We start from the raw sequence: 22,938 nt of genomic DNA, 5'->3' as shown, positions 1-22,938 counted from the left end.
ACAGTGATATGGCGCGGTTAGCGACCACCACGAATTTGGCGCGAACATAAGCGCTTGCGACGTATTCCGGAAATGAAATTTATTTTATTCGTCCGCCTCGACGCAATCCGCGCGGCTGGTCGGCGATGTGCAAGCATTATAAATTGATCGGACATGTACGTGTCGAAGATCCACGCGCCTTCGCATGATGACGCCGGGCCGCTCGACAGGTTGCCACCGGCAGTCTTTTTCCGGCTACCGCCTGCGTTCAGGCTGGAGGCTTACCTGCCGCTCAGAACAGGTAGCGGACGCCCACCGTCGGGTCGACGCTATTGCGATAGAGATAACCGCTGGCGTAGCCATTGGCGACGACGGAATACATCGCGCCGCCATAGGCCTCGAACTTCGTGGACGCGTGATAGATAACGACGCCGGAGACGGCGTCCAGCGTGCCGGAGCAGGTGCTCGACTCCGTCGTGTTGCACCCATTTTGACCATAGCTGTTCTGCAACGCATGGTAGAAAGCGCCAGCCAATTCGAAATGGTCGTCGTAAGCGTATCGAACGCCGGTCCAGAATACCTGCCGCATCCTGTCGTGATACTGAAAGGCGGTATTGTTGGTAACGCTGATGTCATAGCCGCCGAGGCCGGAAAACCCCGGCGCAACCGGCGTTCGCGGGTCGGCATATTGCGCCGCGGCGTAACCGCCGTAGAATTTGAAACGCTCGTATGTATATTTCGCGGCGAGCATGATCCCCGTATTGTCCGAAATCGTTCCCGAAAGCGATCCGGGCGGCTCGACGGCCACCTGCGACGCGCTCAAGGATGAAACGGAAACCGAGCCGCTGATGTGACTGAAGGTCGCGTCGAAGGACAGGGCGCCGATGTCGCCGCCAAGCGAAAATTGATAGGCGCCCTGCGACGCGGGTCCGGCGCCCACCTGATAGAGCGCAGCGAAGCGCGCCTGACCATAGCCAAGTCGATATTTGAGCACATTGTCGAGCCGCGAGTTCTCGGTATTGCCCCCGCCGGAGAACGACCCGGTGATGACCGAGAAAGCGGGCGCCGAATCCATCGGGTCGTAGGCGGATGCATGATCGGAAACCAGGCTTTTCTGCCGCCCTACCGTCAGGGCGCCAAAAGTCTGCGACGACAGGCCGATATAGGCGAAATTATTGAGCGCCTGCCCGGCGAGGGCGGAATCGCCCCTCGAGCTCTGCGATGCCAGGGCTACGCCGTTGTTTTGCGCCAGCGAGCCTGGACCGTTGGCGATCATTCCAGACCCCGGGTTGAATTCGGTGTTGAGGTCGAAGATCACCGCGAGGTCGGAGTTTAGCGCTTCCGTTCCCTTCAGGCCCAGGTTCGAATAGCCTAATGCGTTGGGCGCGAAACCGAAGCCGGCCTGATTGCTGTTTTTTGAAATGCGATATTGCAGCCCTTGCGGATAAAGACCGTTGAAAGGCGCGCCGTGACTTTGCCAGGCCGCGCCAGCGTCGACGGCGCCGTAAAACGTGATCCCGCGCCAGGTAATCGGGCCGCCCTCCATCAGCGCTTGAAACGGAGGCGGAGCCGCCGGGACGGGCGCTGGTGGGGGACGTTTTTCTTGAGCGGCGCTGCGCAACTCCAGCCGCTTCAGGCGCGCCGCCAAAATCAGGCTCTCCTTGCGAAGCTCCCTGGTCTGGCGTTGAATCTGGCTCAACTGGTCGCAATGGGCCGCACCGATGAATCCTGCGAAGGCTGCGACTGCAATGCAGGTCGTTTTCATCGGCGACTTCATGAAATGCGATCTTGCGTCCTTACGGCGGGATTCAAACCGGCGAACGATCGGAGCCTTCCGCGATCGTTGTGCCCGGCATTCCCAGCGATAACATGAAAACAGCGAGAACCGCCATGGCCAAGCGGAAGCAGGCCGGTTGAAGCTCCAAGGGCCTTTCGCCCCTAACCGGCCGGTGGTTTTTCGCGCAGGATGAACTGCGCGCCCGGCGCATTATCGGCGACGATCAGCTCCATCCGGTGCAGCCGCGCAATCGTTTCGGCTATGCTCAAGCCGATGCCGGCGCCGGGTTGGTCGGCGCCGCCCTTGGCGCGAGCGAAGCGGCAGAAAATGTCTTTCGCCTCGGCGGCCGGCACGCCGCGCCCGTTGTCGCTGACCTCGACAAGCGCGAGGCCGTCCCGCTCGCGGGCCTCGATGCGGACGCCGCCGCCGCGCGGCGTGAATTTCAGCGCGTTGTCGATGAGATTGGCGATGGCCTCGCGCATCAGATCGGCGTCGCCGAGCCGCCAGACCGGCTTTTCAGCGGCAAGCGTCATCTCGACGCCCTTGGCCTGTGCGAGCGGCAGGAAGAACTCTTGCAGTTCGGCGCAGAGCGTGGCCAGGTCGATCTGGCTGAAGGCGGAATGCCGGCGTTCATTCTCGATCGAGGAGATGCGCAGCAAGGCGGCGATAGTCGTCAAGGCGCGGTCGAGTTGGCGCAAGGCGGACTGGACCGGCGCGCGCAAGGGATCGTTTTTCGGCGCGGTCGCCAACGCCTGTTCAAGCATGGCGCGGACATTGACGATGGGCGCGCGGAGGTCATGGGCGATATTGTCGCCAACGCTCGCCAATTGCCCGAGCAGGCGCTCGATTTCGTCGAGCATGAGATTGACCGAGCCGATCACCCCGTCGAGTTCCTCGATGCCCGACCGTGGCAGGCGGGCGCGCAAATCGCCCAGCACGATCGTTTCTATGGCGCGGTCGATTTCGCGGATGCGCGACGCGGTGCGACGGGCGAAGAACAGGCCGAGGGCCAAGGCGCTGGCCGCCAGCGGCAGGATGGCGAAGGACAAGGCGTGGGCGAGAATGCGGCGCAGCGTTGCGACTTCCTCGAGGCTGCGCCCCAGAACGATGACCTCGCCATTGGGACGGGCGCGGGCGACCAGCAAGATCGGCTCCGGCTCGGCGCCTGCCGCGGCCTGGAAATCGTCGACGACGCGCGCCTTTCCATCGACCGGAATGTCCGGACGATGGTCTAAATTGCCAAAAACCAGCCTCCCGGAGGAATCGTAAAGCGCGACGTAATTCACGCGACGGAAATCGCGGGTCAGCCGCAGCGACAGAGCGCGGCGCAGCCGGTCGTCGTCGCTTGAGGCGGCCTTTTCCACCTCGTCGGCGAAAACATGCTGCAATTGGGCGATCCAGGCATTGGTTGTCGCCACATAGACAAAGGCGAAGACGCCGCTGGTGAGCGCGACCATGGCCAAGGCGAAAGCAAAAGCCAGACGCAGGGGGGTCGAGCGGATCAGGTCACGGCTGCGCATCGAGCACGAATCCTTCGCCACGCAGATTGACGATCAGCCTTTTTTCGCCCGGCGCGTCGAGTTTCTGGCGCAAATTGCGGATATGCACGTCCACGACATTGCTCTGCACGTGAAAGCGATAATTCCAGACATCCTCCAGCAACATTTGCCGCGTCACCACCAGCCCCGGCCGGCGCATGAAATATTCCAGCAGCTTGAACTCGCGCGGCAGAAGGTCGATTTCCCGCCCATCGCGGCGGACTTTCCGCGAGATCAACTCCATGCTCAACGGTCCGGCGATCAGGACCGTCCGCGGCGCGTCGGAAAGGCGGCGGACCAAGGCGTCCACCCGCGCGGAAAACTCCGCCATGGCGAAAGGCTTGACCAGGTAATCGTCGCCGCCCGCGCGCAGGCCGGCAATGCGCTCGTCGACACCGCTCAGGGCGCTGATCATCAGTACCGGCGTCCGGTCGCCTTTTCCGCGCAGCTCTTCCACGAGCCGCAAACCATCGGCGCCCTTGAGCCGGCGGTCCATCACCAAAAGCAACGCCTGCCCAGCGCGCGCCGCGGCGACCGCTTCGGCGCCCGTGTCGCTCACCACCACATCATAGCGCCCGCGCAGCTCCGCTGCGATCGCCTTGGCCAGCTCCGGCTCGTCTTCGCAGACATAAATCGGGGCGGATTTGCGGTCGTTCATGCCGAATCTTTTTGCGCGACTGAATTGCCGGGCGAGGATAATTGCAAAGCGAACACATCACGTCCCCACTCCAGCAGCAGCGAGAGGCGCGTTCGCGCTGTTTCGTCCCGAATTAGCGAACGGGCGCCTGCCGATGAGGAGAGTTTGACCTTTTTCGTTAGATTAGAGCCGCCGTCACTTCAAGAACACGAAAATATCGACCTGCAGCGCCATATCGGAGGAATCCTTGGCGTCGGTCAGATATTCCTCGACGAACAGGTTGCGCGCTTCCAGACCCTTTTCGTCGAGATAGGCGGTGATGGCGTCATAGGTCGTGTCGATATCGTCATAGGCGCCGCGATGTTGAAACCTGATCGCCTTGCCGCTGGGCGACTGCGCCAGCGAAACATCGGGTCCAAGATTGGGCTTGGCGTCAGCCGCGGCCTCGACCGGCAGCATGGCGTTGAATTTGAAGCCGGCGTCGTCGGTGTCGGTGAAAACCGCGAGCGGACGGCCCGTGACTTTCAAGCCGGCCTTTTCGGCGCTGGCGCGCAATTTGGCCAAAGCTTCGCCGATCTTGCCATAGCCTTCCTCCCAACTGGCGGCGCCATTGGTCTGGATGACGACGCCGGCGGCGACTTCAACGGTCTGGATCGAGCTGTCCTCAGCGGGGGCGGCGGAAGTGTCGGGGGCGGCGGGCGGCGCCTCCTTGGGCGCCTCGGCTTTTGGCGCCTCGGCCGGCGCGGGTTGCGCCAGCGAGGGCAAAGGCGCGGCGATAGTGGCCAGCAGCAGAACCAGCCTGGCGGTATGGCCCGTGAAAAATTTGCCGTTCTGCATGCGAAATCTCCAAACCGCTTCGCCGCTTCGAGACGGCGCGCGAATCAATCCAGTCTAGCGCCCGGGATTTGACCGCTATATGGCCCCCGGCGGTCTTTTCTCCTATATTCCGCCTAAACCCGACATGAACAGAAGTTTTTACGGACAGGGCCCTTGAGTGAAATAAAAATTGCGGCGCCCCCGGCGCATGAACTGCCTGGCCGTTCCATCGTCAAGATGAACGGCGCTGGCAACGCCATTCTGGTGCTCGATCTACGCGGAACGGATTATGTCCCGACGCCTGAGGATGCGCGCGCGCTCGCCGCCACGCCTGGGCTTGCCTACGACCAGTTGATGGCGATCAGTGATCCCATCTCGCCGGGCGAACACGCCTTCATGACCATTTTCAATCAGGACGGTTCGCTTTCGGCCTCCTGCGGTAACGGCACGCGCTGCGTCGCGCATTATTTGGCTGAGCGGACCGGGGCGACGACGATAAATCTCGCCACATCGGCCGGCAAACTCAGCGTGCGGCGGGAAGGGCCTTTGTCCTTTACCGTCGATATGGGTCGCCCGCGTCTCGACTGGCGCGAAATTCCCTTGGCTCATGCGGTTGCCGACACCGGCGCCGTCGATCTCGATCTTTTTGGCCTGCCGCCGGCCTCCTGCGTCAGCATGGGCAACCCGCATGCGATTTTTTTCGTCCCTGAGGCGGAAAAATTCGATCTCGCCGCCATTGGACCTGTGGTCGAACATGATCCGCTGTTTCCGCAACGCATCAATGTTTCGCTGGCGCAGGTCCTGTCCCCGGACCATGTGCGCTTGAACGTCTGGGAGCGTGGCGCGGGCTTGACCCTGGCTTGCGGCACGGCGGCCTGCGCGACGCTGGTCGCCGCCGTCCGCGCCGGATTGACGCGACGTCGCGCCACCATCGACCTGCCGGGCGGGAGCCTCATCATCTCCTGGCGCGAGGAGGACGATCATATCGAGATGACCGGCCCGGTCGAGCTGGAGTTTGTGGCCAAAATCGATTCGGCGATTTTCGGCGCCGCGGCGGCAGCGCCATGACAGAGGGCGCACAGGGGCCTGGGATGGTGGAGGTCGTGACCTTCGGCTGCCGCCTCAACATGGTCGAGTCGCAGACCATCCGGGAGCTGGCGTCACAGGGCGGCGAAGACAATCTCGTCGTCGTCAACACCTGCGCTGTCACCGGAGAATCGTCGCGCCAGGCCCGTCAGGCGATCCGAAAACTCAAGCGCCAGCGTCCCGATGTCCGCATCGTCGTCACGGGCTGCGCCGCGCAGATCGAGCCCGAAAACTTCGCCGCCATGCCAGAAGTGGCGCATGTGATGGGCAATGCCGAAAAAACCCGGCCGCTCAGCTGGGCGTCGTTCAACGCCCGAACCAATGTCGGCCCGATTGCACAGGCGGCTCGTCGCGACAATGCGCCGTCCCGTGTTCTGGCGGCGATCGAGGGCCATACCCGCGCTTTTCTGGCGGTGCAGAACGGCTGCGACCATAGCTGCACGTTTTGCGTCATTCCACTTGGGCGCGGCCCGTCGCGTTCGGCGCCGCCCGAGACGATCCTGGCGCAGGCGAGACGATTCGTCGAGACCGGTCACAAGGAACTGGTGCTGACAGGGGTCGATCTCACCTCCTGGGGCGCCGATCTGCCGGGAGCGCCGAAACTCGGGAAACTGGTGCGGCTGCTGTTGCGGGAATTCCCCGAACTGCCGCGCCTGCGCCTGTCGTCGATCGACTGCATCGAGGCCGATCCCGATCTCATCGCCGCTTTCGCCGAAGAGCAAAGGCTCGCGCCCTATCTGCATCTGTCGCTGCAATCGGGCGACGATCTGATCCTCAAACGGATGAAACGGCGCCACTCAAGGCGCGACAGCGTCGACTTCTGCGCCAACCTGCGCCGCCTGCGCCCGGACATGGTTTTTGGCGCCGATCTCATCGCCGGTTTCCCCACCGAGGATGAAGCCATGGCGGCGCGCTCGTTGGCGCTGATCGAGGACTGCGGCTTGAGTTTCCTGCACGTCTTCCCGTTTTCGCCGCGCCCCGGCGCCCCCGCCGCGCGCATGCCGCGCATCCCCTCCGAGGTGGTCAAGCAGCGCGCAGCCCAGCTCCGTGAAAAGGGCGAACAGGCTTTGCGTCGCCATTTACAGACGCAGGTCGGGCGTCGGCTGCGCGTTCTGACCGAACGCGGAGGAATTGGCCGCGCCGACGATTTTACGCCGGTAAAAACCCCGGGCCTGCCGCCCGGCATGTTGGTCTGGGGCGAGGCGACTGCTTTTGATTTGGGATCGCTCGACGTAACTTTCGATTAATCGTTAATCGAGAAGTCTTCCTTGCGGTAATCGAAGACTAGCGAAATAGAGACAAAATCGGCCGATCGAACAGACGCGCGTCCTCCTGGACGGCGAGGATGGGCCATGCCGTCGACTGCTGCCTTCCAAAGCGGAAACGCCTTCCGCGCCTTTATCCGGGACCTCCCGTCCGGGCAGGAACGGACGCGCCCGCGGCCGCCGCTGGCCCAGGCGCGGCCGCCACTGGCTAAAGCCTTGCCGAGACAATTTGGCCGGCGGGTCGCGCGTTTCGCTCATGCCAAGCGCAATCTGGCGGTGAAAGCGGTGGCGATCGGCCTGATATCATTGGCCGCCGTCGGCCTGCTGGCGCAATTTCCGGTGGCGGCGCCGGTTCGCGAGGCGCCGCCGCCGCCGCCGGCGCCCGTCTGGCTCGAAATCGCCAAGCCCGTACGGGTCTATGACCTTCCCGCGCCTTCGCTGGCGCATGAAAAGCTGGATTACGCGGCGCGGCGCCATGCGACCGGCGGTGGGCGCGAGGATTTGCTGACTTTCGGCGAATTCGCCGGAAAAAGACCGTTCCTTCGGCTTTCGGTCTACCGTCATGGAGCGGAAAAGGTTGGAGCGGCAAAGGTCGGAGCGGAAAAGGCGGCCGACCCGCCGTTCTTCGTCGACATGGCCCGCCGCGCCGCGCCGCTCGGACTGAGCCTCGACCATATGCAACTGGAGCAGACGCAAGTGACACGCTTCGGCGATCTGGAGACGGCGGCCCTGACCCTTTCGGAAAAAAACCTGGCGCGCGAAAACTGCCGTGGGTTTCGCCTGGTTCGGGCTGAGCCGGGCCTGACACTGGCGGGGCTCGCCTGTGCGGCGGGTTCCGAGCCATTGAGCGCCCAGGATATGGCCTGCCTGGTCGATCGTCTCGACCTGCTGAATGCGGGCGCCGACCGGCCCCTGCGCGATTTTTTTGGCGGCGTAAAGGCGCGGAGGATGGGCGCCTGTGGCGAAATTGCCCGCCGTCGTTAGCGAATCAGGCCGCAGCCAAGTTTACCTCGCAAAAAACCTATCGCAGGCAGCCACAAAGGGATAAACTCTTCCCAACCGCATAAGGAGCCATAAATGCGCCGTCTTTCTCTTTTCGCTCTCGCGCTTGCCGCCAGTGCGCTGGCCGGCGCCGGCGCCGGGGCGCAAACGCTGCATCATCATCGTCACCGCGCGGCGCGCCCTGTGCAACATGTGCATGTCGCCGAAGCCCCGAACCTCGTGGTCAAGCGCAGCTTCCTCGATTCCGGCAATGTCGTGCCGGTCGGCAGCGAGAACCGCTACATGGACGACTCGACGACCTTCAACAGCACGCCGGGGGGCGCCTATCGCAACGAGTTGTTCGGCGACGACTCGATCCTGCCCGGCCCGTTCGATCTTCCCGGCTTCTCGCGCTACGCGCCCTGGTGAGCCGAGAACCGGCGAATCAACAAATTGGTTAATAAAAAACGGCCGGGAAACCGGCCGTTTTGCATTGCGGACAGGCTGAACGGCAACCTCAGTCCTTGGCGCGCTCGACATAGCTATTGTCCTCGGTGAGGACGACGATGCGGGCTCCGACGCCGATATGCGGCGGCACCATGACTCGCAGGCCATTATTCATCTTGGCGGGCTTGTAGGAGGAGGACGCCGTCTGGCCCTTGGTCACCGGCTCGGTGTCGACCACTTCCAGCGTCACGCGGGCCGGCAGTTGGATCGCCACCGCGATGCCGTTGAACACCGACAGGATGACCTGCATGCCTTCCTGCAGATAGGCGGCCTGGTCGCCGAGCACTTCCTTCGGCACGATGATCTGTTCGTAATTGTCGCCGTTCATGAAGGTGTAGCCGTCGCCATCCGCATAGAGATAGCTGAAATTCATGTCCTCGACATGGGCGCGCTCAACCTGTTCGGTGGTCTTGTAGCGAACGGTGGTCTTCACGCCGTCGGACAGGCGGCGCATGTCGATCTGCGTCGTCGGCGTGCCCTTGCCGGGGAAGAAGCTTTCCGCGCTCAGAACAGCGTAAAGCTGGCCGTCCTCGTGCTCGAGAATATTGCCCTTGCGGACGTTGCTGGCGATCACTCTCACGTCTGACTTCCTTGAAGCGACCCCGCCGTCGCGGTTGATGGGACGGGCCGTCGGGTCTATGGACCTTTTTTGAAAACTGCGGCGCCACTAATACCGATCCGAGGGCGCAAAGCCAGTTTTTTCGTCAAAACCGTCAGGGACAAGTCGGTATGCGGCCAGCAAGCCCCCATTGGGCGCCGGAAAACTACGCCGACCGGCGTCCCCGCCTGCTGCAGCGGGCGAAAATCGTAAAAGCCGTTCGCGGCTTTTTCGAGGGGCAGGATTTTGTCGAAATCGAACCCTCCGCCTTGCAGGTCTCGCCGGGCAATGAAACCCATATCGCCGGTTTCGCCACGCAATTTTCTCCGCCGGGCGGCCCGCCGACGACCTATTATCTCCATTCCTCGCCGGAATTCGACTGCAAGAAGCTGCTGGCGGCGGGCGAACAGCGGATTTTTGCCCTCGCCCATGTTTTTCGCAATGGCGAGCGCTCGAAATGGCATCATCCCGAATTCACCATGCTGGAATGGTATCGGACGGATACGCCCTACCGCGCCCTGATCGACGATTGCGCCGCCCTGCTGAAGCTCGCCGCCGAGGCGGCGGGGGCCTCGCATTTTCATTTCGGCGAGTCGCGCCTCGATCCCTTCCTTGCTCCAGAAATAGTCAGCGTCGCCGAGGCTTTCGAGCGTTACGCCGGGATCGATTTGCTCGCCGTCCTCGATGACCGCGACGCCTTGGCGGCGAGAACGGCGAAGATCGGCGTCAGGGTGAGCGCCGACGATCACTGGTCCGACCTGTTCAGCAAGATCCTGTCGGACCGTATCGAGCGGCGGCTTGGCCACGGCCGGGCGACGGTGCTGATCGACTATCCGGCGAGCGAGGCGGCGCTGGCGCGTCGAAAACCCGACGATCCGCGGCTCGCGGAACGATTCGAGCTTTATGGCTGCGGCGTCGAACTCGCCAACGCCTTCGGCGAATTGACCGATCCGGTCGAACAACGCCGCCGTTTCGAGGCCGACATGGCGGAACGCGCCCGGCTTTATGGCCATAGCTATCCGCTCGACGAGGACTTTCTCGCCGCCCTGGCGCATATGCCGCCGGCGAGCGGCATCGCGCTGGGCTTCGACCGGCTGGTCATGCTGGCTACGGCTGCGCAAAATGTCGAAGAGGTCCTCTGGGCGCCGGTGGCGCGGCCGAAAGGGGCATCATGAGCGACGTATTGCGCGAAAAAACCCTGACCCGTCCCGACGAATTGATCGCCGCCGGCCTCGCTTCGCCGCGACTGGCTGAGGCGCTGGCGGAAGTGGCGGCGCTCTACAGCGTCGCCGTGCCAACCGGCGTCGCCGCGCTGATCGAGCGGCCCGACGACCCGATAGGCCGGCAATTCCTGCCCGACCCCGCCGAATTGCGCGTCCTGCCCGAGGAGAGCGCCGACCCGATCGGCGACGACGCGCATGAGGTCTCGAAAGGACTGATCCACCGCTATCCCGACCGTGCGCTTCTGAAACTGACCAGCGTCTGCCCGGTCTATTGCCGCTTCTGCTTTCGCCGCGCCCGTGTCGGCGCCGGAACGCAGGGCGTTTTGGACGATGCAGCGCTCGACGCCGCCTTCGCTTACCTCCTCGCGCACAAGGAAATCTGGGAGCTGATCGTCACCGGCGGCGATCCGCTCAGCCTTTCCGAGCGCCGCCTCGCCGCATTTTCGCGGCGCCTGCGCGGGCTCGACCATGTCAGGATACTGCGCTTTCATTCGCGCGTCCCGGCGCTGACGCCGGAGCGGATCACCCCCGGCCTGATCGCGGCGTTGAAGGACAGCGGCAAGACTCTCTATGTCGCGCTGCACGCCAACCACCCACGCGAACTGACGAGCGAGGCGCGCGGCGCCTGCGCAAAATTGATCGACGCCGGCGTGGCGATGGTCAGCCAGACCGTGCTGCTGCGTGGCGTCAACGACGATGTGGAGACGCTGGCGGCGCTGATGCGCGCTTTCGTCGAGACGCGGATAAATCCCTATTACCTGCACCACGGCGACCTCGCGCCGGGCACCTCGCATCTGCGCCTGCCGCTGGACGAGGGGCGGAAACTGGTTCGCGCCCTGCTGGGGCGGGTGTCCGGCCTCTGTCAGCCGATCTATGTTATCGATATTCCTGGCGGCTACGGGAAGGCTCCGGCCGGCCCGACCTATGTCGCGCGGCAGGGCGAGCATTGGCTGATCGAGGATTGGCGCGGCCAAAGCCACGTCTACCGCGACGCCTGCGAAGAAAAGCCTTGAGCGCCTTGCTTTCGGCCCATTTCCGCCGATGCTGCCGACACGAAACGAATCGGAGCCGCCCGTGACGCGCAAGTTCGCTCTCGTCCTGTGGTCGAAAATCTTTCTCGTCCTTTTTTTGGCTTGGTCGCCGCCAGCCGCCTTTGCGGCGGAGCCCAGGGAAAAGATCGCCCAGACGACCAGGGTCCCTGCCCCGCTGGACCGCCCCTCCCCTATCTCGCCCACCGCCACCTCGCCGGAAGAGCCGGCGACCACGGATTACGCGGCGCGGCTCGACGCCGCCAAGCAGAGTCTGGACCAGATCGACGCGCTGCTGGCCAGCGAGTCGCTGACCGACGCCGACCTAGCCCGCGAGGCCGCCGCGATCGATCCTGTTTCCAAACAGATTCAGTCGGTAGTTGCGGAAGTCACGCCCCGGCTGGCGGCGCTCAAGACCCGGCTCGACCAGCTTGGCTCGGCGCCCGATCCAAAAGCCAATCCGGCCGCGCCGCCTGAGGATCCGGGCGTCGCCCAGGACCGCAACGACCAGCAGAAGCTCTATTCGGCGAGCGAAGACCTGCTTAAACGCGCCAATCTCCTGCAAGTGCGCGCCGATCAACTGGCGGCGCAGGTCATGGACCGGCGGCGCGCCCTGTTCACCAATGCGGTGTTCCAGAGCGGATCGAGCATCCTGGCGCCTAGCCTGTGGATGCAGGTGGCGCTCGACGCCCCGCGCGCCGTCGCCGCCGCCCGGTCGGCTTTGGTCGATTTTGCGGCGCGAGCCGCGTCGATTCAGGTCGAGGGTTCGGGCCTGCTCTTCGTGCTGGCGCTGGGCCTCGTCATCGTCGGGGTCATAGCCGCGGCCTTTGGCGCCCGACGGCTCATTCCGCGCTCCGACTCCCGGCGCGCCCCCAATGATCTGCAAAAGGCGGTGGCGGCCCTGTGGACGATGCTGGCGGTCGCAGCGATTCCCATCGCCGGGGGCGGCGCCCTTTACGCGCTGACCGGCGGGTTCGGTCTCCACGACGCGCAAATGGCGCCCGTGACCAGCGCTATGTTTCGAGGGCTGATCCGCTGCGCCCTCGCCGCCGGATTGGGGATTGGCTTGCTGGCGCCAGGCCGCGCGATGTGGCGACCGGTCGACCTGAGCGACAAGGTCGCCAACAGGCTTTTTCGCCTGGCGATGATCATCGTCGTGGTCGTCACCTTCGGCAAGGTGGTCGAGGCGATGAACCAGGTGATCGGCGCCTCCCTGCAGGCGACGGTGTGGGGCCGCGGCGTCTTCGCGCTTCTGGTCGGCGCGATTCTGGTGCGCGGGCTCTATGGCATCGTCGCCGGGGCGGAGGAAGAGCACAAGAAAGACGGCCGCCCGGCCTCGCTCGCCGATGAAAGCCCATGGTGGGCGCCGATCCGTTTCATCGCCTGGACGACCACTTGCGCGATCCTGGTGGCCGATCTTCTCGGCTATATCGCCCTTGCCGCCTTTATCGTCGATCAGCTTGTCTGGGCCGCCTTGGTCGCCGGCGTCCTGTTTTTGTTGCTGAAACTGGCCGGCGAAGCGATCGAACAGGGTTTTCGTCCCGGTTCGCGCCTCAGCCGCGGCCTGATGGTCAGCATCGGCCTGCGCCGCGAAAGCCTGCAACAGATCGGCGTGCTGCTCAGCGCCGCCGTCTATGTATCGCTTTGCACGCTGGCGGCGCTGCTGGTGATCGCCCCCTGGGGAGTGGCGTCGCACGACATGCTCGGGACGCTGCAGTCGGCGTTTTTCGGCGTCAAGCTAGGCGACATGACCCTGTCGCTGTCCAGCGTGATCCTCGCCCTGCTGTTTTTCGCCTTGGGCTACGGACTGACCCATGCGGCGCAGAACTGGCTGGAAAACCGCTATCTGCCGCTGACGGGGCTGGACACCGGGCTGCGCGCTTCGATCCGCACCAGCGTCGGCTATATCGGCGTATTGCTGTCGATCCTGTTCGCCTCCGCCTATCTCGGCATCAATACCGAAAAGCTGGCTCTGGTCGCCGGCGCCCTCTCCGTCGGTATCGGCCTCGGCCTGCAATCAGTGGTCAATAATTTCGTCTCCGGCCTGATCCTGCTGTGGGAGCGGTTGATCCGCGTCGGGGACTGGGTGGTGATCGGCGACGAACAGGGCTATGTGCGCCGCATCAACGTCCGCTCGACCGAGATCGAAACATTCGACCGCGCCACCATGATCGTGCCCAACGGCAACATGGTCACCGGCATCGTCAAAAATTTCGTGCGCGGCGATCGCGTCGCACGGATCAAGATTCCGGTCCAGGTGATGTGGGGCTCGGAACCGGAAAAAGTGCGGGAAGTCCTGCTCGACGCCGCCAAATCGCATGACGAGGTCCAGGGAATCCCGGCGCCGGTGGTTCTGTTCAGCGGTTTTGGCGCGAGCGCGCTAAGTTTCGATCTGGTCTGTTTCGTCGAGGACGTCGAGCGCGCGGCGCGAGTGACCAGCGACCTGCATTATTCGATTTTCAAGCTTTTCGAAGAAGCCGGCCTGCGGATGAATCCGGCGGCCCCACCGCCCCCGCCAGCCGCGCTCACGCTTGACCTAGAGCAGATCGAACCCTTGATGCAGCGCTATTTCAAAGCGTCTTCGCGCCAGGCGAACGCTGGCTTGCGCGAAGAAACACTGAAAAGCAGCGGCCAGAAGGACATCAAAACTTAATTGTTTTGTCTCATGCCTTGGCTCCCGCCACCGGAATGAACGCATTGAAAAATCCTACCCTTTTGGGGCGTTTGCTGTTCGCTGTCGCGCCGGCCGGCCTGCTGCTTGCTTCTTGTGCAGACACCCCCGTCGTCGCGCCTCCCACGCCGCAGCGTGCGCCAACCTTTTACGATTCCATGGCGGCGCCGGGCGCCCGTCTCGACGCCGATTCGGCGCGCGACATGATTTCGCTTTATCGTTCCAATCACGGGCTGGACGCCTTGACCGTCGATCCAGGCCTGATGGCGGAGGCGCAGGCCCAGGCCGAGGCCATGGCGAGGTCCGACAAGCTTAGCCACGAGGTCCGGGGCACGCTGACCGCCCGCCTTAACCGCGCAGGCTATCGGAAGTCGAGAGCGGTGGAAAATGTCTCCGCCGGCTATCACACCCTGGCCGAGGCTTTTTCCGGCTGGCGACAATCGCCGCCGCACAACGCCAATATGCTGGCGCCGGGCATGCGCCGCATGGGGATAGCCGCCGCCTATAATCCCAACGCCCATTACAAGGTCTTCTGGACGCTGGTTCTGGCGGACTAGGGGCTGAAATCGACCGCAAACCGGCTATCCGGCGTTGAGCGGCGCTCAGCATCGAGTATTGTCAACGCGGGAGAGGAGCTGAGCGCATGCAGATACATCTCGTTCTAACCGTCATAGGCCGCGACCGGCCGGGCTTGGTGAGCGCGGTTTCCGAGACCATCGCCGCAGGCGGCGGCAATTGGCTTGACACGCGCATGGCGAGCCTTTCCGGCCAATTCGCCGGCATGCTTTTGGTCGCCATCGCCCCGGAAAAAGCCGACGCGCTCGTCGCATCGCTGCGTAGAATGGAAGCGCAGGGGCTGCGCTTCATCATCGAGAAGAGTGACGAGCCCACGCCGACCGGCGGCCGCACGCTGCGACTCGAGCTGGTCGGCCTCGACAGGCCCGGCATCATTCGAGACATATCGCGCGTCCTCGCCGCCCAGAACGTCAGCATCGCCGAACTCGAAAGCGAATGCGTCAGCGGGTCGTTCTCCGGCGAAGCCATGTTCAAGGCAAAAGCGCGGCTGACGCTGCCCGATGACCTTCATCTCGAAGATCTGCGCCAGTCCCTCGAAGCGCTCGCCCATGAGTTGATGGTTGACCTCTCGCTCGATGACAATCCGGCGCTCGTTCATTGCGCCTAGGCTACCCAGCCCCTACTCCGCCGGCGCCAGCCCAGGATCCTCGAAATCGTCCGGGCCCAGCCAGCGGCGCAGGAAGGCGGAGGTCCAGCGCGAGACCGCCGCGTCATGCTGAAACCAGCCTTCGAGATGGCGCTGTCTTTTCTGCGCGGTAGGATGGTTCATGCGTTCCAGCGCCGTCACCGTCCATTTGCAGATCATGGCGTAAGTGACGTCGGGATGGAATTGCAGGCCGTAGGCGCAGTCGCCGACTTTGATCGCCTGCGCCTCGAAATCCTCGCCCTGCGCCAGCAGCAAGGCGCCGTTGGGGCAATCGAAACCCTCGCGGTGCCATTGATAGACGCGGTTGGGAAAGCGGCATTCGCACAGATCGTGGCCGGCCTGCGTCGGGTGGATCGGATAATAGCCGACTTCGACGCGTCCTTCCGGATGGCCGGCGACCTTGTGGCCGAGATGGCGGGCGAGCAGCTGGGCGCCCAGGCAGATGCCGAGAAAGGGCTTGTTTTCGCGCAAGGGCGCGCCGATCCAGTCGATTTCGCGCTTCAGCCAGTCATGCTCGTCATTGACGCTCATCGGGCCGCCAAAGATGACGACGCCGGAATGGTCGCCCAGGGTTTTGGGCAGCGGATCGCCTAGAGGCGGGCGGCGGATGTCAAGCGGCGCGCCGTATTCGCGCAGCAGCCGGCCGATGCGCCCGGGCGTCGAATGTTCCCCGTGCAGGATGACCAGCACCGGCCGGCGCGGCGGCGGAGAGAACGGATCGGCGGTAAACGCCATGGTCAGCCTCCCCCCTTTTGCTTGCGCCGCAGTTGCAGGGAGCTGATCAAGGGCAAAGACACGGCTTTGGGCGTCAGCGGCGCGGTCCAGGCGATGAACTTCGTCATCAAGCCGGGAATGACCACGCGCTTGCGCGCCATCATGCCGTCATAGGCGGCGCGCGCCACTTCGGGCGAAGACAGCGCGCCGAGCGTCAACTTGGACATATCGCGGCGGAAACGCGCGCGTTCCTGAAATCCGGTCGGGACGGGGCCCGGGCAGAGCGCGGTGACGCTGACGCCGAGCGGCGCCAGTTCGACCGACAGCGCCTCGCTGAAAGACAGCACATAGGCCTTGCTGGCGTAATAGACCGCCATGCCCGGTCCGGGCATGAAGGCCGCAATGGAGGCGACGTTGAGCAGGCGGCCTTTGGCCTGGGCCAGAGGCGCGGCGAAGCGCAGGCTGATTTCGGTCAGGGCGCGGATATTCAGGTCGATCATGCCAAGCTGTTCGCTCAGGTTCCCCTGGTCCGCCGGGCCGAGCGAGCCATAGCCGGCGTTGTTGACGACGATTTCGGGCGCGGCGCCCTGTGCGGCCAAAAACTCGACCAGGGAGTCGACGGCGCCTGGCTTGGCCAGATCGCAATCGAACACCAGCGGCCGCGGATTTTGCTGGCCGGGCAGGGCGGCCAGTTCATCGGCCAGGGCGTCGAGCGCGGCGCGATTGCGCGCGACCAGAACCAGATCGTGGCCTCTGGCCGCCGCCAGCCGCGCCAGATCGGCGCCAATGCCGCCGGAAGCGCCGGTAACCAGCATGATTCTCCGCGCGGCGCCGGCGTTCGGGGTCATCGCGGGGCCTTTCCAGTTTCGCCGGTGGGCCTCTCATCCCCGGAATCGGTTTCCCAAGACCCGGGGGCGTCCGGATCGCAACCGCTTTCAGCGCGGACTTTGCGCCGAAGCGCGATGCGATCGCGGGCCGGCACGCCTAAAAGTTCGGATACCCGCCAGATGATGTTTTCCTCGAATTCCTGCAACTCGCCATCGGCATAGGCGATGGTCCACATCTCTTCGATCAGCCGCCGGCGTTCCGCCAGGGTCATCGCATGTTGCAAAACCGAGGTGAAACGATAGAGGTCCACCGCCTCGTGGTCGCTTTTCTGCGCGGCGGCCAGTAGCTCGTGCGCCATCTCGGCGTCTAGATTGAATCTCTGCTGCAACAGAAGAAGCAGCGCCCGGCGTTCGGGCTCGGCGAAAAATCCGTCGATTTCGGCGACGTGGACCAGAAGGGCGGCGGCCGCGACGCGCATGTCGTCGTCGCCGAAACCCCGCTCGGCGGGAGCCGGCCCAGCCATTTCCTCAAGAAACCGACGAAGATTTTCGAACATGCGGGATCCTGAAATTCTCGCGCGGTTTTCCTAAAATGAACAACGTGCCTTAATGAAGCATTAACCATGCCGCAAATCGCAGGACAATGCGCGATTTTGAACGTTTTCCCGCGCAAAAATGCAAACTTCGCGAAAAGCAGGCGGGACGTTTTGCTTCAGCGGCGCCTGGTTCAATGAAAATAGAAGAATTCGATCATCGCAGCTTGACGCGAGGCGATTTATTTCCTCCACAGTCGCCGTAGGGTGTCGGAAGAGGCCGTCGTTCGGTGGGCTATGGCCGCGCAGCGGCGGGCGGAAAGGTAAAACGTGCGACAGATTGCCGACGAATACGAGCGCCGACGGCGCGCCTTCTCCTGGTCGATCCCCGCCCATTATAATATAGGCGTCGATTGCTGTGACCGCTGGGCGTTGGCAGACCCGGACCGCGCCGCGATCGTCGAAATCGGCCCCGACGACCAGCCGAAAGCGCAGAGCTTTGGCGAATTGCGGTCGCAATCCAACCGCATCGCCAACGCCTTGAGAAAAAGGGGAATCGGCCGAGGCGATTGCGTCGCGCTGCTGTTGCCGCAGTCGCGCCATGTCGCCGCCGCCCATATCGCCATCTATAAACTGGGCGCCGTGGCTTTGCCGCTGGCCAGCCTGTTCGGCGTCGAGGCGCTGACCTATCGGTTGAACGATTCTTCGGCCAAGGGTCTGATCTGCGATGCTCCGGGGCTGGCGAAAATCCGCGAGATCGGCGCCTCAAGCCTGCCCGATCTGCAAACCATCCTGTGCCTCGACGGCGCGGAAAATTCGGCGGAAGATTTTCTCGCGGCCGTGGCCGCCGAATCTCGGGATTTTGCGCCGGTCGAAACGCTCGCCGACGATCCCGCCCTGATGATCTACACTTCCGGCACCACCGGCCTCGCCAAGGGCGCGTTGCACGGCCATCGCGTGCTGCTCGGCCATCTGCCCGGCGTACAAATGCCGCATGACGATTTTCCGCAACCCGGCGACCTGATGTGGACTCCCGCCGACTGGGCCTGGGCCGGCGGCCTGCTCAATGTGCTGTTGCCGTCGCTGCATTTCGGCGTCGCGGTGGTGGCCCGGCCATTCCGCAAATTCGATCCGGAGGCGGCTTTTGCCCTGATCGCGGCGCAGGGCATACGCAACGCCTATATTCCGCCGACGGCCTTGCGCATGATGCGGGCGGTGAAGGCGCCGCGCGCAAAATATGACTTTTCGTTGCGCAGCGTGAACACCGGCGGCGAATCGCTCGGCGCCGAGACTTTTCACTGGGGCCGCGAGGAACTCGGCCTGACCATCAACGAATCCTACGGCCAGACCGAATGCAACCTGGTCCTCGCCTCCAGCGCCTTGCTCGGCGTCAACCGGCCCGGCGCCATCGGCAAGCCTGTCCCCGGCCATGACGTGGCGGTGATCCGTCCCGACGGCTCGATCTGCGACGACGAGGAAACCGGCGAGATCGCGGTCAAAGCATTTTTGAGCGAAGTGGAATCCGGTTCGTGTGAAGAGAATGCGGCAAAAGGGGAAACGGGAGCCCACCGACCCGATCGGATCGGAATGGGCTCCCGTCGGCCCAATCCGGTGATGTTTCTCTCCTACTGGCGCCGGCCGGAGGCGACGGAGCAGAAATTTCTGGGTGACTGGATGCTCACCGGCGACCGGGCGCGGCGCGACCGCGATGGCTATGTGTTCTTCCTTGGCCGCGACGACGACGTGATTTCCTCGGCCGGATATCGCATCGGGCCGGCGGAGATCGAGGATGTGCTGCTGCGCCATCCCGCCGTGGCGAATGCGGCGGCGGTCGGCAAGCCCGATAACCTGCGCGGTGAGATCGTTAAGGCTTTTGTCGTGCTCAAGCCGGGGTTTTCGCCCTCGCCGGAACTGGCGAAGGAGATTCAGGCCCAGGTGAAAAGCAGGTTGTCGGCGCACGAATATCCGCGCGAGATCGAATTCGCCAGTGAGTTGCCGCTAACGACGAGCGGCAAGATCATCCGCCGGCTTTTGCGCGAGAAGGCGTGAATATTCCGAGACTTTTCGGACTGAATTATTCGTCTTCGCCAAAGCGATTGGCGATCAGCGCGGCTATGGCGTCGATCGCTTCCCGCGCCTGCTTTCCCGTCGCGGCGACGCTGATGGTCGAGCCGATCCCGGCGCCCAGGGTCAATATGCCCATGATCGACTGGCCGCCGACCGTCTCTCCGCAGCGCGACACGGTGACATCCGCTTCGAATTGCTCGACGCAATGAACCAGCTTGGCCGTGGCGCGGGCGTGCAGCCCCTTACGGTTGATGATTGGGATCTCGCGTGTGACGGCGCCGGCGGGAACGGGGGCGTTGGGCGGGCAGTCGTCACAGGGCTCGGTATGGTCCGAATCGTTCATTTCCCACACAAAATCTTGCTGGCGATGTATATGTATTTCCGGCCCGCCTCCGCCGCCTGGGTCACCGCCTGGTCGAGGCTGGCTTCGTCGCGCACCGAGGCGAGTTTGATCAGCATCGGCAGGTTGACGCCGGCGACAACTTCGACATTGGCGCCATCCATCACCGATATGGCGAGGTTCGACGGCGTGCCGCCGAACATGTCGGTAAGGACCACCACGCCGGCGCCAGAGTCGACGGCTTCTATGGCGGCGATAATATCCTTGCGGCGGCTCTCCATATCGTCCTCGGGGCCAATGGTAATGGTCGCCAATTGCGATTGGGGCCCGCAAACATGCTCCAGCGCCGCGCGAAACTCAGTCGCCAGATGGCCATGCGTCACAAGCACCATGCCGATCATAGACACTTACCGTCCTGTTCTCGCCCAACCCGCAAGGCCATGGCTTGTGAGTCGACGCGAGCGAAAAACCATTCCGGCCGGTGTTGTCCCGGCCTGTTGTCGAACCCGGCGATCAAGCGGCCACGAAATCGCCGAATTTCAGACGGGCCATTTTGGTGTTTGCTGCCGCCTTGGCAAGCAAAATGAGCCAAGGCCCTCATTTTGGCGAAACTTTGTGCAAAAATGCCATAATCGCCGCGACCGAGCGCTCGGTCTCCCGCGCGGGCAGCCGCAGGCGCGCCACGCCATGCAAGCCGTGGAAATCGGCGCACAATTCGTCCTTTTCGGGCAGTCGCGGGCGCCCGGCCTGTTGTTCGAGCGATTCGAGGTCGACGATCAGGGCGAGTACGACGCAGGCCTCGAAATTCTGCTGGACCAGCCCGATGCCGCGCCATTCCGCCAGGCCCGACAGCGCGGAATGCGGGCTGACCAGCGCCCGCCCGTTGACGATCCGCACGATGACGCGATCGTCGCCAACCAGGCAGGCAAAATCGCCGCGCCCGCCGCAGGCTTCGACCAGAGCCAAAGCCAATGTGGATTTGCCGTCGCCGGAAGCGCCGCGAATCATCACGCCGCTCTCGCCCAAAACGACGGCGCTGGCATGGACGGGGAAGGGAGCCTTTTCGGACTGGGTCTCTCCTATCGACTGGGTCTCCATTTCCGGCCTCATTCCGCAGCCGCAGGCAGGAACACGACGAATCGCGCGCCAAGAATTTCGTCCCGGTCGTCGACGCGATTGGTCGCATGGATGACGCCGCCATGCGCTTCGACGATCTGGCGGGAGATCGAAAGGCCAAGTCCGGAATTCTGGCCGAAACTCTGATTGGGACGGTCGGTATAGAAACGCTCGAAAATCCGTTCGAAAGCATGGGCGGGGATGCCCGGCCCGTCATCGTCCACTGAGATTTCGAAGCCTTCGCGCGGCGCTCGCCCGTCCTGCGCCTCGGCCCGCGTGCGACGCAGCGAAACACGCACCTCGCCTTCGGGTTCGGAAAAGGTGCGGGCGTTGTCGACCAGATTATTGACCACCTGACTGAGCCGCGAATCATGGCCGAACACCAGCCATTCCTCGCCGCGCCGTTTGCCCTCGATGGCGAGCGCGACCTTCACCTTGTCCTCCCGTCCAACCTGATTGGCGACCTCGACCAGAGCGCGGAGCAGCCGGGCGATATCGACCACTTCCATGTCGCCGCGCGCCAGTTCGGCGTCGAGGCGGGAGGCGTCGGAAATATCCGAAATCAGCCGGTCGAGCCGGCGCACGTCGTGCTGTATCACTTCGAGCAGGCGGCCCCTCGACGTATCCGTCTTGGCGATGGGCAGGGTCTCCACCGCGCTGCGCAAGGATGTGAGGGGATTTTTCAGCTCGTGCGCGACATCGGCGGCGAACCGCTCCGTCGCCTCCATGCGATTGAACAGGGCGCGAGTCATGTCGCGAAGCGCGCCCGACAAGTGGCCGATCTCGTCGTTTCGTTCAGTGAAATCGGGAATTTCCTGCCGCGACTTGACGCCGCGCCGTACGCGGTCCGCCGCTTCGGCCAGTTTGCGCATGGGTTCGGCGATGGTTCCCGCCAGAGCGGCTGAAAGCAGGAACATGATGGCGGCGGAGACGAGGAAGATGCGGACGATCGTCCGCCGTTCGGAAGCGATGATGCTGTCGATGTCGTGACCCTGGGTCGAAAGCAGCAGGGCGCCGCGCACGGTGCGGAAGCGCTGGATCGGGACGGCGACCGAAATCACCGTTTCGCCACGCACATTGACCCGCACGAAACTGCGCTCCCTGCCCTCCAGCGCGTCGGCCACTTCCGGGTAAGCGCGGCCGTTGGCGACGCCGATGTCGTCGAAGAGCGGCAATTGCTCGGTATTGAAGCGGCCATGAACGGCATTGCGCAGCCAGTCCAGCCAGGCTGGCCCGTCGCCCTGGACGGGCGGCGGCAGGTCGTTGCGCAAGATATTCGAGCGCGCCGCGATGGAGCGCGAATCGAGCAGCATGTAGCCGTCACGGTCGTAGATGCGGGCGCGCGTGCGGGTTGGAGAGACCAGGCGGCGCAGCAACGGTCCCACCCGGTCCGGATTGATCGAAAATTCGAGGCCGGGCGTGGTTTCCTCGTCCAGGCCATAAGATTGGCCGGGCGCGAGTTTCAACAGCTTTTCGGGATCGATGGTGATGGCGTCCGTATCCACCGTCGCCGAGGCGGCAATGGCGGCGGCGATGATTTCGCTCTGGGTCTGAAGGCTCTGGATGCGCGCGTCGATCAGTCCCTCGCGGAACTGGTTAAGGTAGAGGAAGCCGATCAGCAAGGCGAAGAGACCGCCGAGATTGAGCAGGATGATGCGCCGGGTCAGGGGCGAGGCAAAGCGAGACACCGCCCCGCGCCAGAAGGCGCGCAGCGCGACTACCCGCCGTTTCGCGCGCGGGCTTGCCGGCAGGGCGATCAAGGCCGAAAACGGCCAACGCGAAAAAAGGCGGGTCCTGGCGCCGCGCCTCAGTTCGCCCCCGCCTCCCGACTGTTCCGCGCCTACGCGCCTGTCCAATTTTTCTCCTCCAGAGATGATTCCAGCTTATCTCTCGCGCAGGCTGAGGGGGTGGCGCAGTGGCGACCGCCCGCCCGTCACGCTTCCTTGAAACGATAGCCGACGCCGTAGAGCGTTTCGATCATTTCGAAATCGTCGTCCACCAACTTGAATTTCT

Annotated in this window: 22 protein-coding genes and 1 pseudogene; 10 read left to right on the top strand and 13 right to left on the bottom strand. The window is 63.8% G+C overall.

The window, feature by feature from the left end:
* Positions 1–271 precede the first annotated feature (271 nt).
* From ACLP2E_RS11380 to ACLP2E_RS11365, 4 genes are all read right to left on the bottom strand, one after another.
* On the bottom strand, positions 272–1,744 hold the full coding sequence (locus ACLP2E_RS11380; protein ID WP_442463608.1) for a porin: 1,473 nt from the start codon (positions 1,742–1,744) through the stop codon (positions 272–274).
* 173 nt (positions 1,745–1,917) lie between these two features.
* A complete protein-coding gene (locus tag ACLP2E_RS11375; RefSeq protein ID WP_442465990.1) occupies positions 1,918–3,276 on the bottom strand; it encodes a sensor histidine kinase in 1,359 nt (452 codons plus the stop codon).
* Complete coding sequence (locus tag ACLP2E_RS11370) at positions 3,263–3,952, bottom strand: response regulator transcription factor (RefSeq protein WP_442463606.1); 690 nt, start codon at positions 3,950–3,952, stop codon at positions 3,263–3,265. The genes ACLP2E_RS11375 and ACLP2E_RS11370 overlap by 14 nt, the downstream gene beginning before the upstream one ends.
* Before the next feature lie 174 nt (positions 3,953–4,126).
* Positions 4,127–4,768: a GyrI-like domain-containing protein gene (locus ACLP2E_RS11365; protein WP_442463605.1), complete on the bottom strand. Its 642-nt coding sequence runs from the start codon at positions 4,766–4,768 to the stop codon at positions 4,127–4,129.
* Between the two features lie 153 nt (positions 4,769–4,921).
* Here ACLP2E_RS11365 and dapF point away from each other — a divergent pair, with 153 nt between their 5' ends.
* The 4 genes from dapF (at position 4,922) to ACLP2E_RS11345 (ending at position 8,508) form a co-directional block, all read left to right on the top strand.
* Entirely contained in the window at positions 4,922–5,815 is an 894-nt protein-coding gene (gene dapF, locus ACLP2E_RS11360) for a diaminopimelate epimerase (protein WP_442463604.1), read from the top strand.
* Entirely contained in the window at positions 5,812–7,080 is a 1,269-nt protein-coding gene (gene mtaB, locus ACLP2E_RS11355; RefSeq protein ID WP_442465989.1) for a tRNA (N(6)-L-threonylcarbamoyladenosine(37)-C(2))-methylthiotransferase MtaB, read from the top strand. Before dapF ends, mtaB begins: the two co-directional genes overlap by 4 nt.
* Before the next feature lie 105 nt (positions 7,081–7,185).
* A complete protein-coding gene (locus ACLP2E_RS11350; RefSeq protein WP_442465988.1) occupies positions 7,186–8,082 on the top strand; it encodes a hypothetical protein in 897 nt (298 codons plus the stop codon).
* A 93-nt stretch (positions 8,083–8,175) separates the two neighbouring features.
* The gene (locus ACLP2E_RS11345) at positions 8,176–8,508 is read left to right on the top strand and encodes a hypothetical protein (protein WP_442463601.1); all 333 of its coding nucleotides are present in this window, start codon (positions 8,176–8,178) and stop codon (positions 8,506–8,508) included.
* A gap of 88 nt (positions 8,509–8,596) precedes the next feature.
* Here the strand turns inward: ACLP2E_RS11345 and efp are convergent, their stop codons facing one another.
* Complete coding sequence (gene efp, locus ACLP2E_RS11340; protein WP_442463600.1) at positions 8,597–9,166, bottom strand: elongation factor P; 570 nt, start codon at positions 9,164–9,166, stop codon at positions 8,597–8,599.
* 149 nt (positions 9,167–9,315) lie between these two features.
* On the opposite strand from efp, the gene epmA reads away from it, so the two are divergent.
* The 5 genes from epmA to ACLP2E_RS11315 all read left to right on the top strand — a co-directional run bounded on the left by epmA (position 9,316) and on the right by ACLP2E_RS11315 (position 15,289).
* Positions 9,316–10,359, top strand: coding sequence for an EF-P lysine aminoacylase EpmA (epmA, locus tag ACLP2E_RS11335; RefSeq protein ID WP_442465987.1), 1,044 nt, complete (start codon positions 9,316–9,318; stop codon positions 10,357–10,359).
* Positions 10,356–11,420 (top strand): lysine-2,3-aminomutase-like protein, encoded by a 1,065-nt coding sequence (locus ACLP2E_RS11330; RefSeq protein ID WP_442465986.1) that lies wholly within the window; start codon positions 10,356–10,358, stop codon positions 11,418–11,420. The genes epmA and ACLP2E_RS11330 overlap by 4 nt, the downstream gene beginning before the upstream one ends.
* A 61-nt stretch (positions 11,421–11,481) precedes the next feature.
* Positions 11,482–14,088, top strand: coding sequence for a DUF3772 domain-containing protein (locus ACLP2E_RS11325; RefSeq protein WP_442465985.1), 2,607 nt, complete (start codon positions 11,482–11,484; stop codon positions 14,086–14,088).
* Between the two features lie 35 nt (positions 14,089–14,123).
* Entirely contained in the window at positions 14,124–14,663 is a 540-nt protein-coding gene (locus tag ACLP2E_RS11320) for a CAP domain-containing protein (RefSeq protein ID WP_442465984.1), read from the top strand.
* Positions 14,664–14,749: 86 nt separating this feature from the next.
* The gene (locus ACLP2E_RS11315) at positions 14,750–15,289 is read left to right on the top strand and encodes a glycine cleavage system protein R (protein ID WP_442461903.1); all 540 of its coding nucleotides are present in this window, start codon (positions 14,750–14,752) and stop codon (positions 15,287–15,289) included.
* Between the two features lie 12 nt (positions 15,290–15,301).
* On the opposite strand, the gene ACLP2E_RS11310 is transcribed toward ACLP2E_RS11315, so the two are convergent.
* From ACLP2E_RS11310 to ACLP2E_RS11300, 3 genes are read right to left on the bottom strand one after another with little or no spacing between them, the layout of a single operon-like run.
* Positions 15,302–16,063: a glutamine amidotransferase gene (locus ACLP2E_RS11310; RefSeq protein ID WP_442461904.1), complete on the bottom strand. Its 762-nt coding sequence runs from the start codon at positions 16,061–16,063 to the stop codon at positions 15,302–15,304.
* Between the two features lie 2 nt (positions 16,064–16,065).
* On the bottom strand, positions 16,066–16,890 hold the full coding sequence (locus ACLP2E_RS11305) for an SDR family NAD(P)-dependent oxidoreductase (RefSeq protein WP_442461905.1): 825 nt from the start codon (positions 16,888–16,890) through the stop codon (positions 16,066–16,068).
* The gene (locus tag ACLP2E_RS11300) at positions 16,887–17,426 is read right to left on the bottom strand and encodes a TerB family tellurite resistance protein (RefSeq protein ID WP_442461906.1); all 540 of its coding nucleotides are present in this window, start codon (positions 17,424–17,426) and stop codon (positions 16,887–16,889) included. The genes ACLP2E_RS11305 and ACLP2E_RS11300 overlap by 4 nt, the downstream gene beginning before the upstream one ends.
* A 306-nt stretch (positions 17,427–17,732) precedes the next feature.
* Between ACLP2E_RS11300 and ACLP2E_RS11295 the strand changes: the two genes are divergently transcribed.
* Positions 17,733–19,451 carry an AMP-binding protein gene (locus ACLP2E_RS11295; RefSeq protein WP_442465983.1) on the top strand — a complete coding sequence of 573 codons (1,719 nt, stop codon included), beginning with the start codon at positions 17,733–17,735 and terminating at the stop codon, positions 19,449–19,451.
* Positions 19,452–19,476: 25 nt separating this feature from the next.
* On the opposite strand, the gene ACLP2E_RS11290 is transcribed toward ACLP2E_RS11295, so the two are convergent.
* From ACLP2E_RS11290 to ACLP2E_RS11270, 5 genes and pseudogenes are all read right to left on the bottom strand, one after another.
* Positions 19,477–19,812, bottom strand: coding sequence for an HPr family phosphocarrier protein (locus ACLP2E_RS11290; RefSeq protein WP_442461908.1), 336 nt, complete (start codon positions 19,810–19,812; stop codon positions 19,477–19,479).
* Positions 19,809–20,210 carry a PTS sugar transporter subunit IIA gene (locus tag ACLP2E_RS11285; RefSeq protein ID WP_442461953.1) on the bottom strand — a complete coding sequence of 134 codons (402 nt, stop codon included), beginning with the start codon at positions 20,208–20,210 and terminating at the stop codon, positions 19,809–19,811. Before ACLP2E_RS11285 ends, ACLP2E_RS11290 begins: the two co-directional genes overlap by 4 nt.
* A gap of 196 nt (positions 20,211–20,406) precedes the next feature.
* A complete protein-coding gene (locus ACLP2E_RS11280) occupies positions 20,407–20,907 on the bottom strand; it encodes an HPr kinase/phosphorylase (RefSeq protein WP_442461909.1) in 501 nt (166 codons plus the stop codon).
* An 8-nt stretch (positions 20,908–20,915) separates the two neighbouring features.
* Complete coding sequence (locus ACLP2E_RS11275; RefSeq protein ID WP_442461954.1) at positions 20,916–22,682, bottom strand: stimulus-sensing domain-containing protein; 1,767 nt, start codon at positions 22,680–22,682, stop codon at positions 20,916–20,918.
* 176 nt (positions 22,683–22,858) lie between these two features.
* Positions 22,859–22,938: pseudogene (locus tag ACLP2E_RS11270) on the bottom strand (DNA-binding response regulator); the annotation flags it as partial.

Origin of the sequence: Rhodoblastus sp., from assembly GCF_052145335.1 — a bacterium.
Classification (GTDB): domain Bacteria; phylum Pseudomonadota; class Alphaproteobacteria; order Rhizobiales; family Beijerinckiaceae; genus Rhodoblastus.
This window is presented reverse-complemented; position numbering and strand designations above follow the sequence as displayed.

Excerpts from the sequence above, each read along its gene's own strand:
- ACLP2E_RS11345 (WP_442463601.1), top strand. The coding sequence starts at position 8,176 with ATGCGCCGTCTTTCTCTTTTCGCTCTCGCGCTTGCCGCCAGTGCGCTG.
- ACLP2E_RS11370 (WP_442463606.1), bottom strand. The coding sequence starts at position 3,952 with ATGAACGACCGCAAATCCGCCCCGATTTATGTCTGCGAAGACGAGCCG.
- ACLP2E_RS11315 (WP_442461903.1), top strand. The coding sequence starts at position 14,750 with ATGCAGATACATCTCGTTCTAACCGTCATAGGCCGCGACCGGCCGGGC.
- ACLP2E_RS11365 (WP_442463605.1), bottom strand. The coding sequence starts at position 4,768 with ATGCAGAACGGCAAATTTTTCACGGGCCATACCGCCAGGCTGGTTCTG.
- ACLP2E_RS11375 (WP_442465990.1), bottom strand. The coding sequence starts at position 3,276 with ATGCGCAGCCGTGACCTGATCCGCTCGACCCCCCTGCGTCTGGCTTTT.
- ACLP2E_RS11285 (WP_442461953.1), bottom strand. The coding sequence starts at position 20,210 with ATGATCGGCATGGTGCTTGTGACGCATGGCCATCTGGCGACTGAGTTT.
- ACLP2E_RS11320 (WP_442465984.1), top strand. The coding sequence starts at position 14,124 with ATGAACGCATTGAAAAATCCTACCCTTTTGGGGCGTTTGCTGTTCGCT.
- ACLP2E_RS11300 (WP_442461906.1), bottom strand. The coding sequence starts at position 17,426 with ATGTTCGAAAATCTTCGTCGGTTTCTTGAGGAAATGGCTGGGCCGGCT.
- ACLP2E_RS11310 (WP_442461904.1), bottom strand. The coding sequence starts at position 16,063 with ATGGCGTTTACCGCCGATCCGTTCTCTCCGCCGCCGCGCCGGCCGGTG.
- mtaB (WP_442465989.1), top strand. The coding sequence starts at position 5,812 with ATGACAGAGGGCGCACAGGGGCCTGGGATGGTGGAGGTCGTGACCTTC.
- epmA (WP_442465987.1), top strand. The coding sequence starts at position 9,316 with ATGCGGCCAGCAAGCCCCCATTGGGCGCCGGAAAACTACGCCGACCGG.
- ACLP2E_RS11380 (WP_442463608.1), bottom strand. The coding sequence starts at position 1,744 with ATGAAAACGACCTGCATTGCAGTCGCAGCCTTCGCAGGATTCATCGGT.
- ACLP2E_RS11350 (WP_442465988.1), top strand. The coding sequence starts at position 7,186 with ATGCCGTCGACTGCTGCCTTCCAAAGCGGAAACGCCTTCCGCGCCTTT.
- ACLP2E_RS11280 (WP_442461909.1), bottom strand. The coding sequence starts at position 20,907 with ATGGAGACCCAGTCGATAGGAGAGACCCAGTCCGAAAAGGCTCCCTTC.
- ACLP2E_RS11305 (WP_442461905.1), bottom strand. The coding sequence starts at position 16,890 with ATGACCCCGAACGCCGGCGCCGCGCGGAGAATCATGCTGGTTACCGGC.
- ACLP2E_RS11290 (WP_442461908.1), bottom strand. The coding sequence starts at position 19,812 with ATGAACGATTCGGACCATACCGAGCCCTGTGACGACTGCCCGCCCAAC.
- ACLP2E_RS11330 (WP_442465986.1), top strand. The coding sequence starts at position 10,356 with ATGAGCGACGTATTGCGCGAAAAAACCCTGACCCGTCCCGACGAATTG.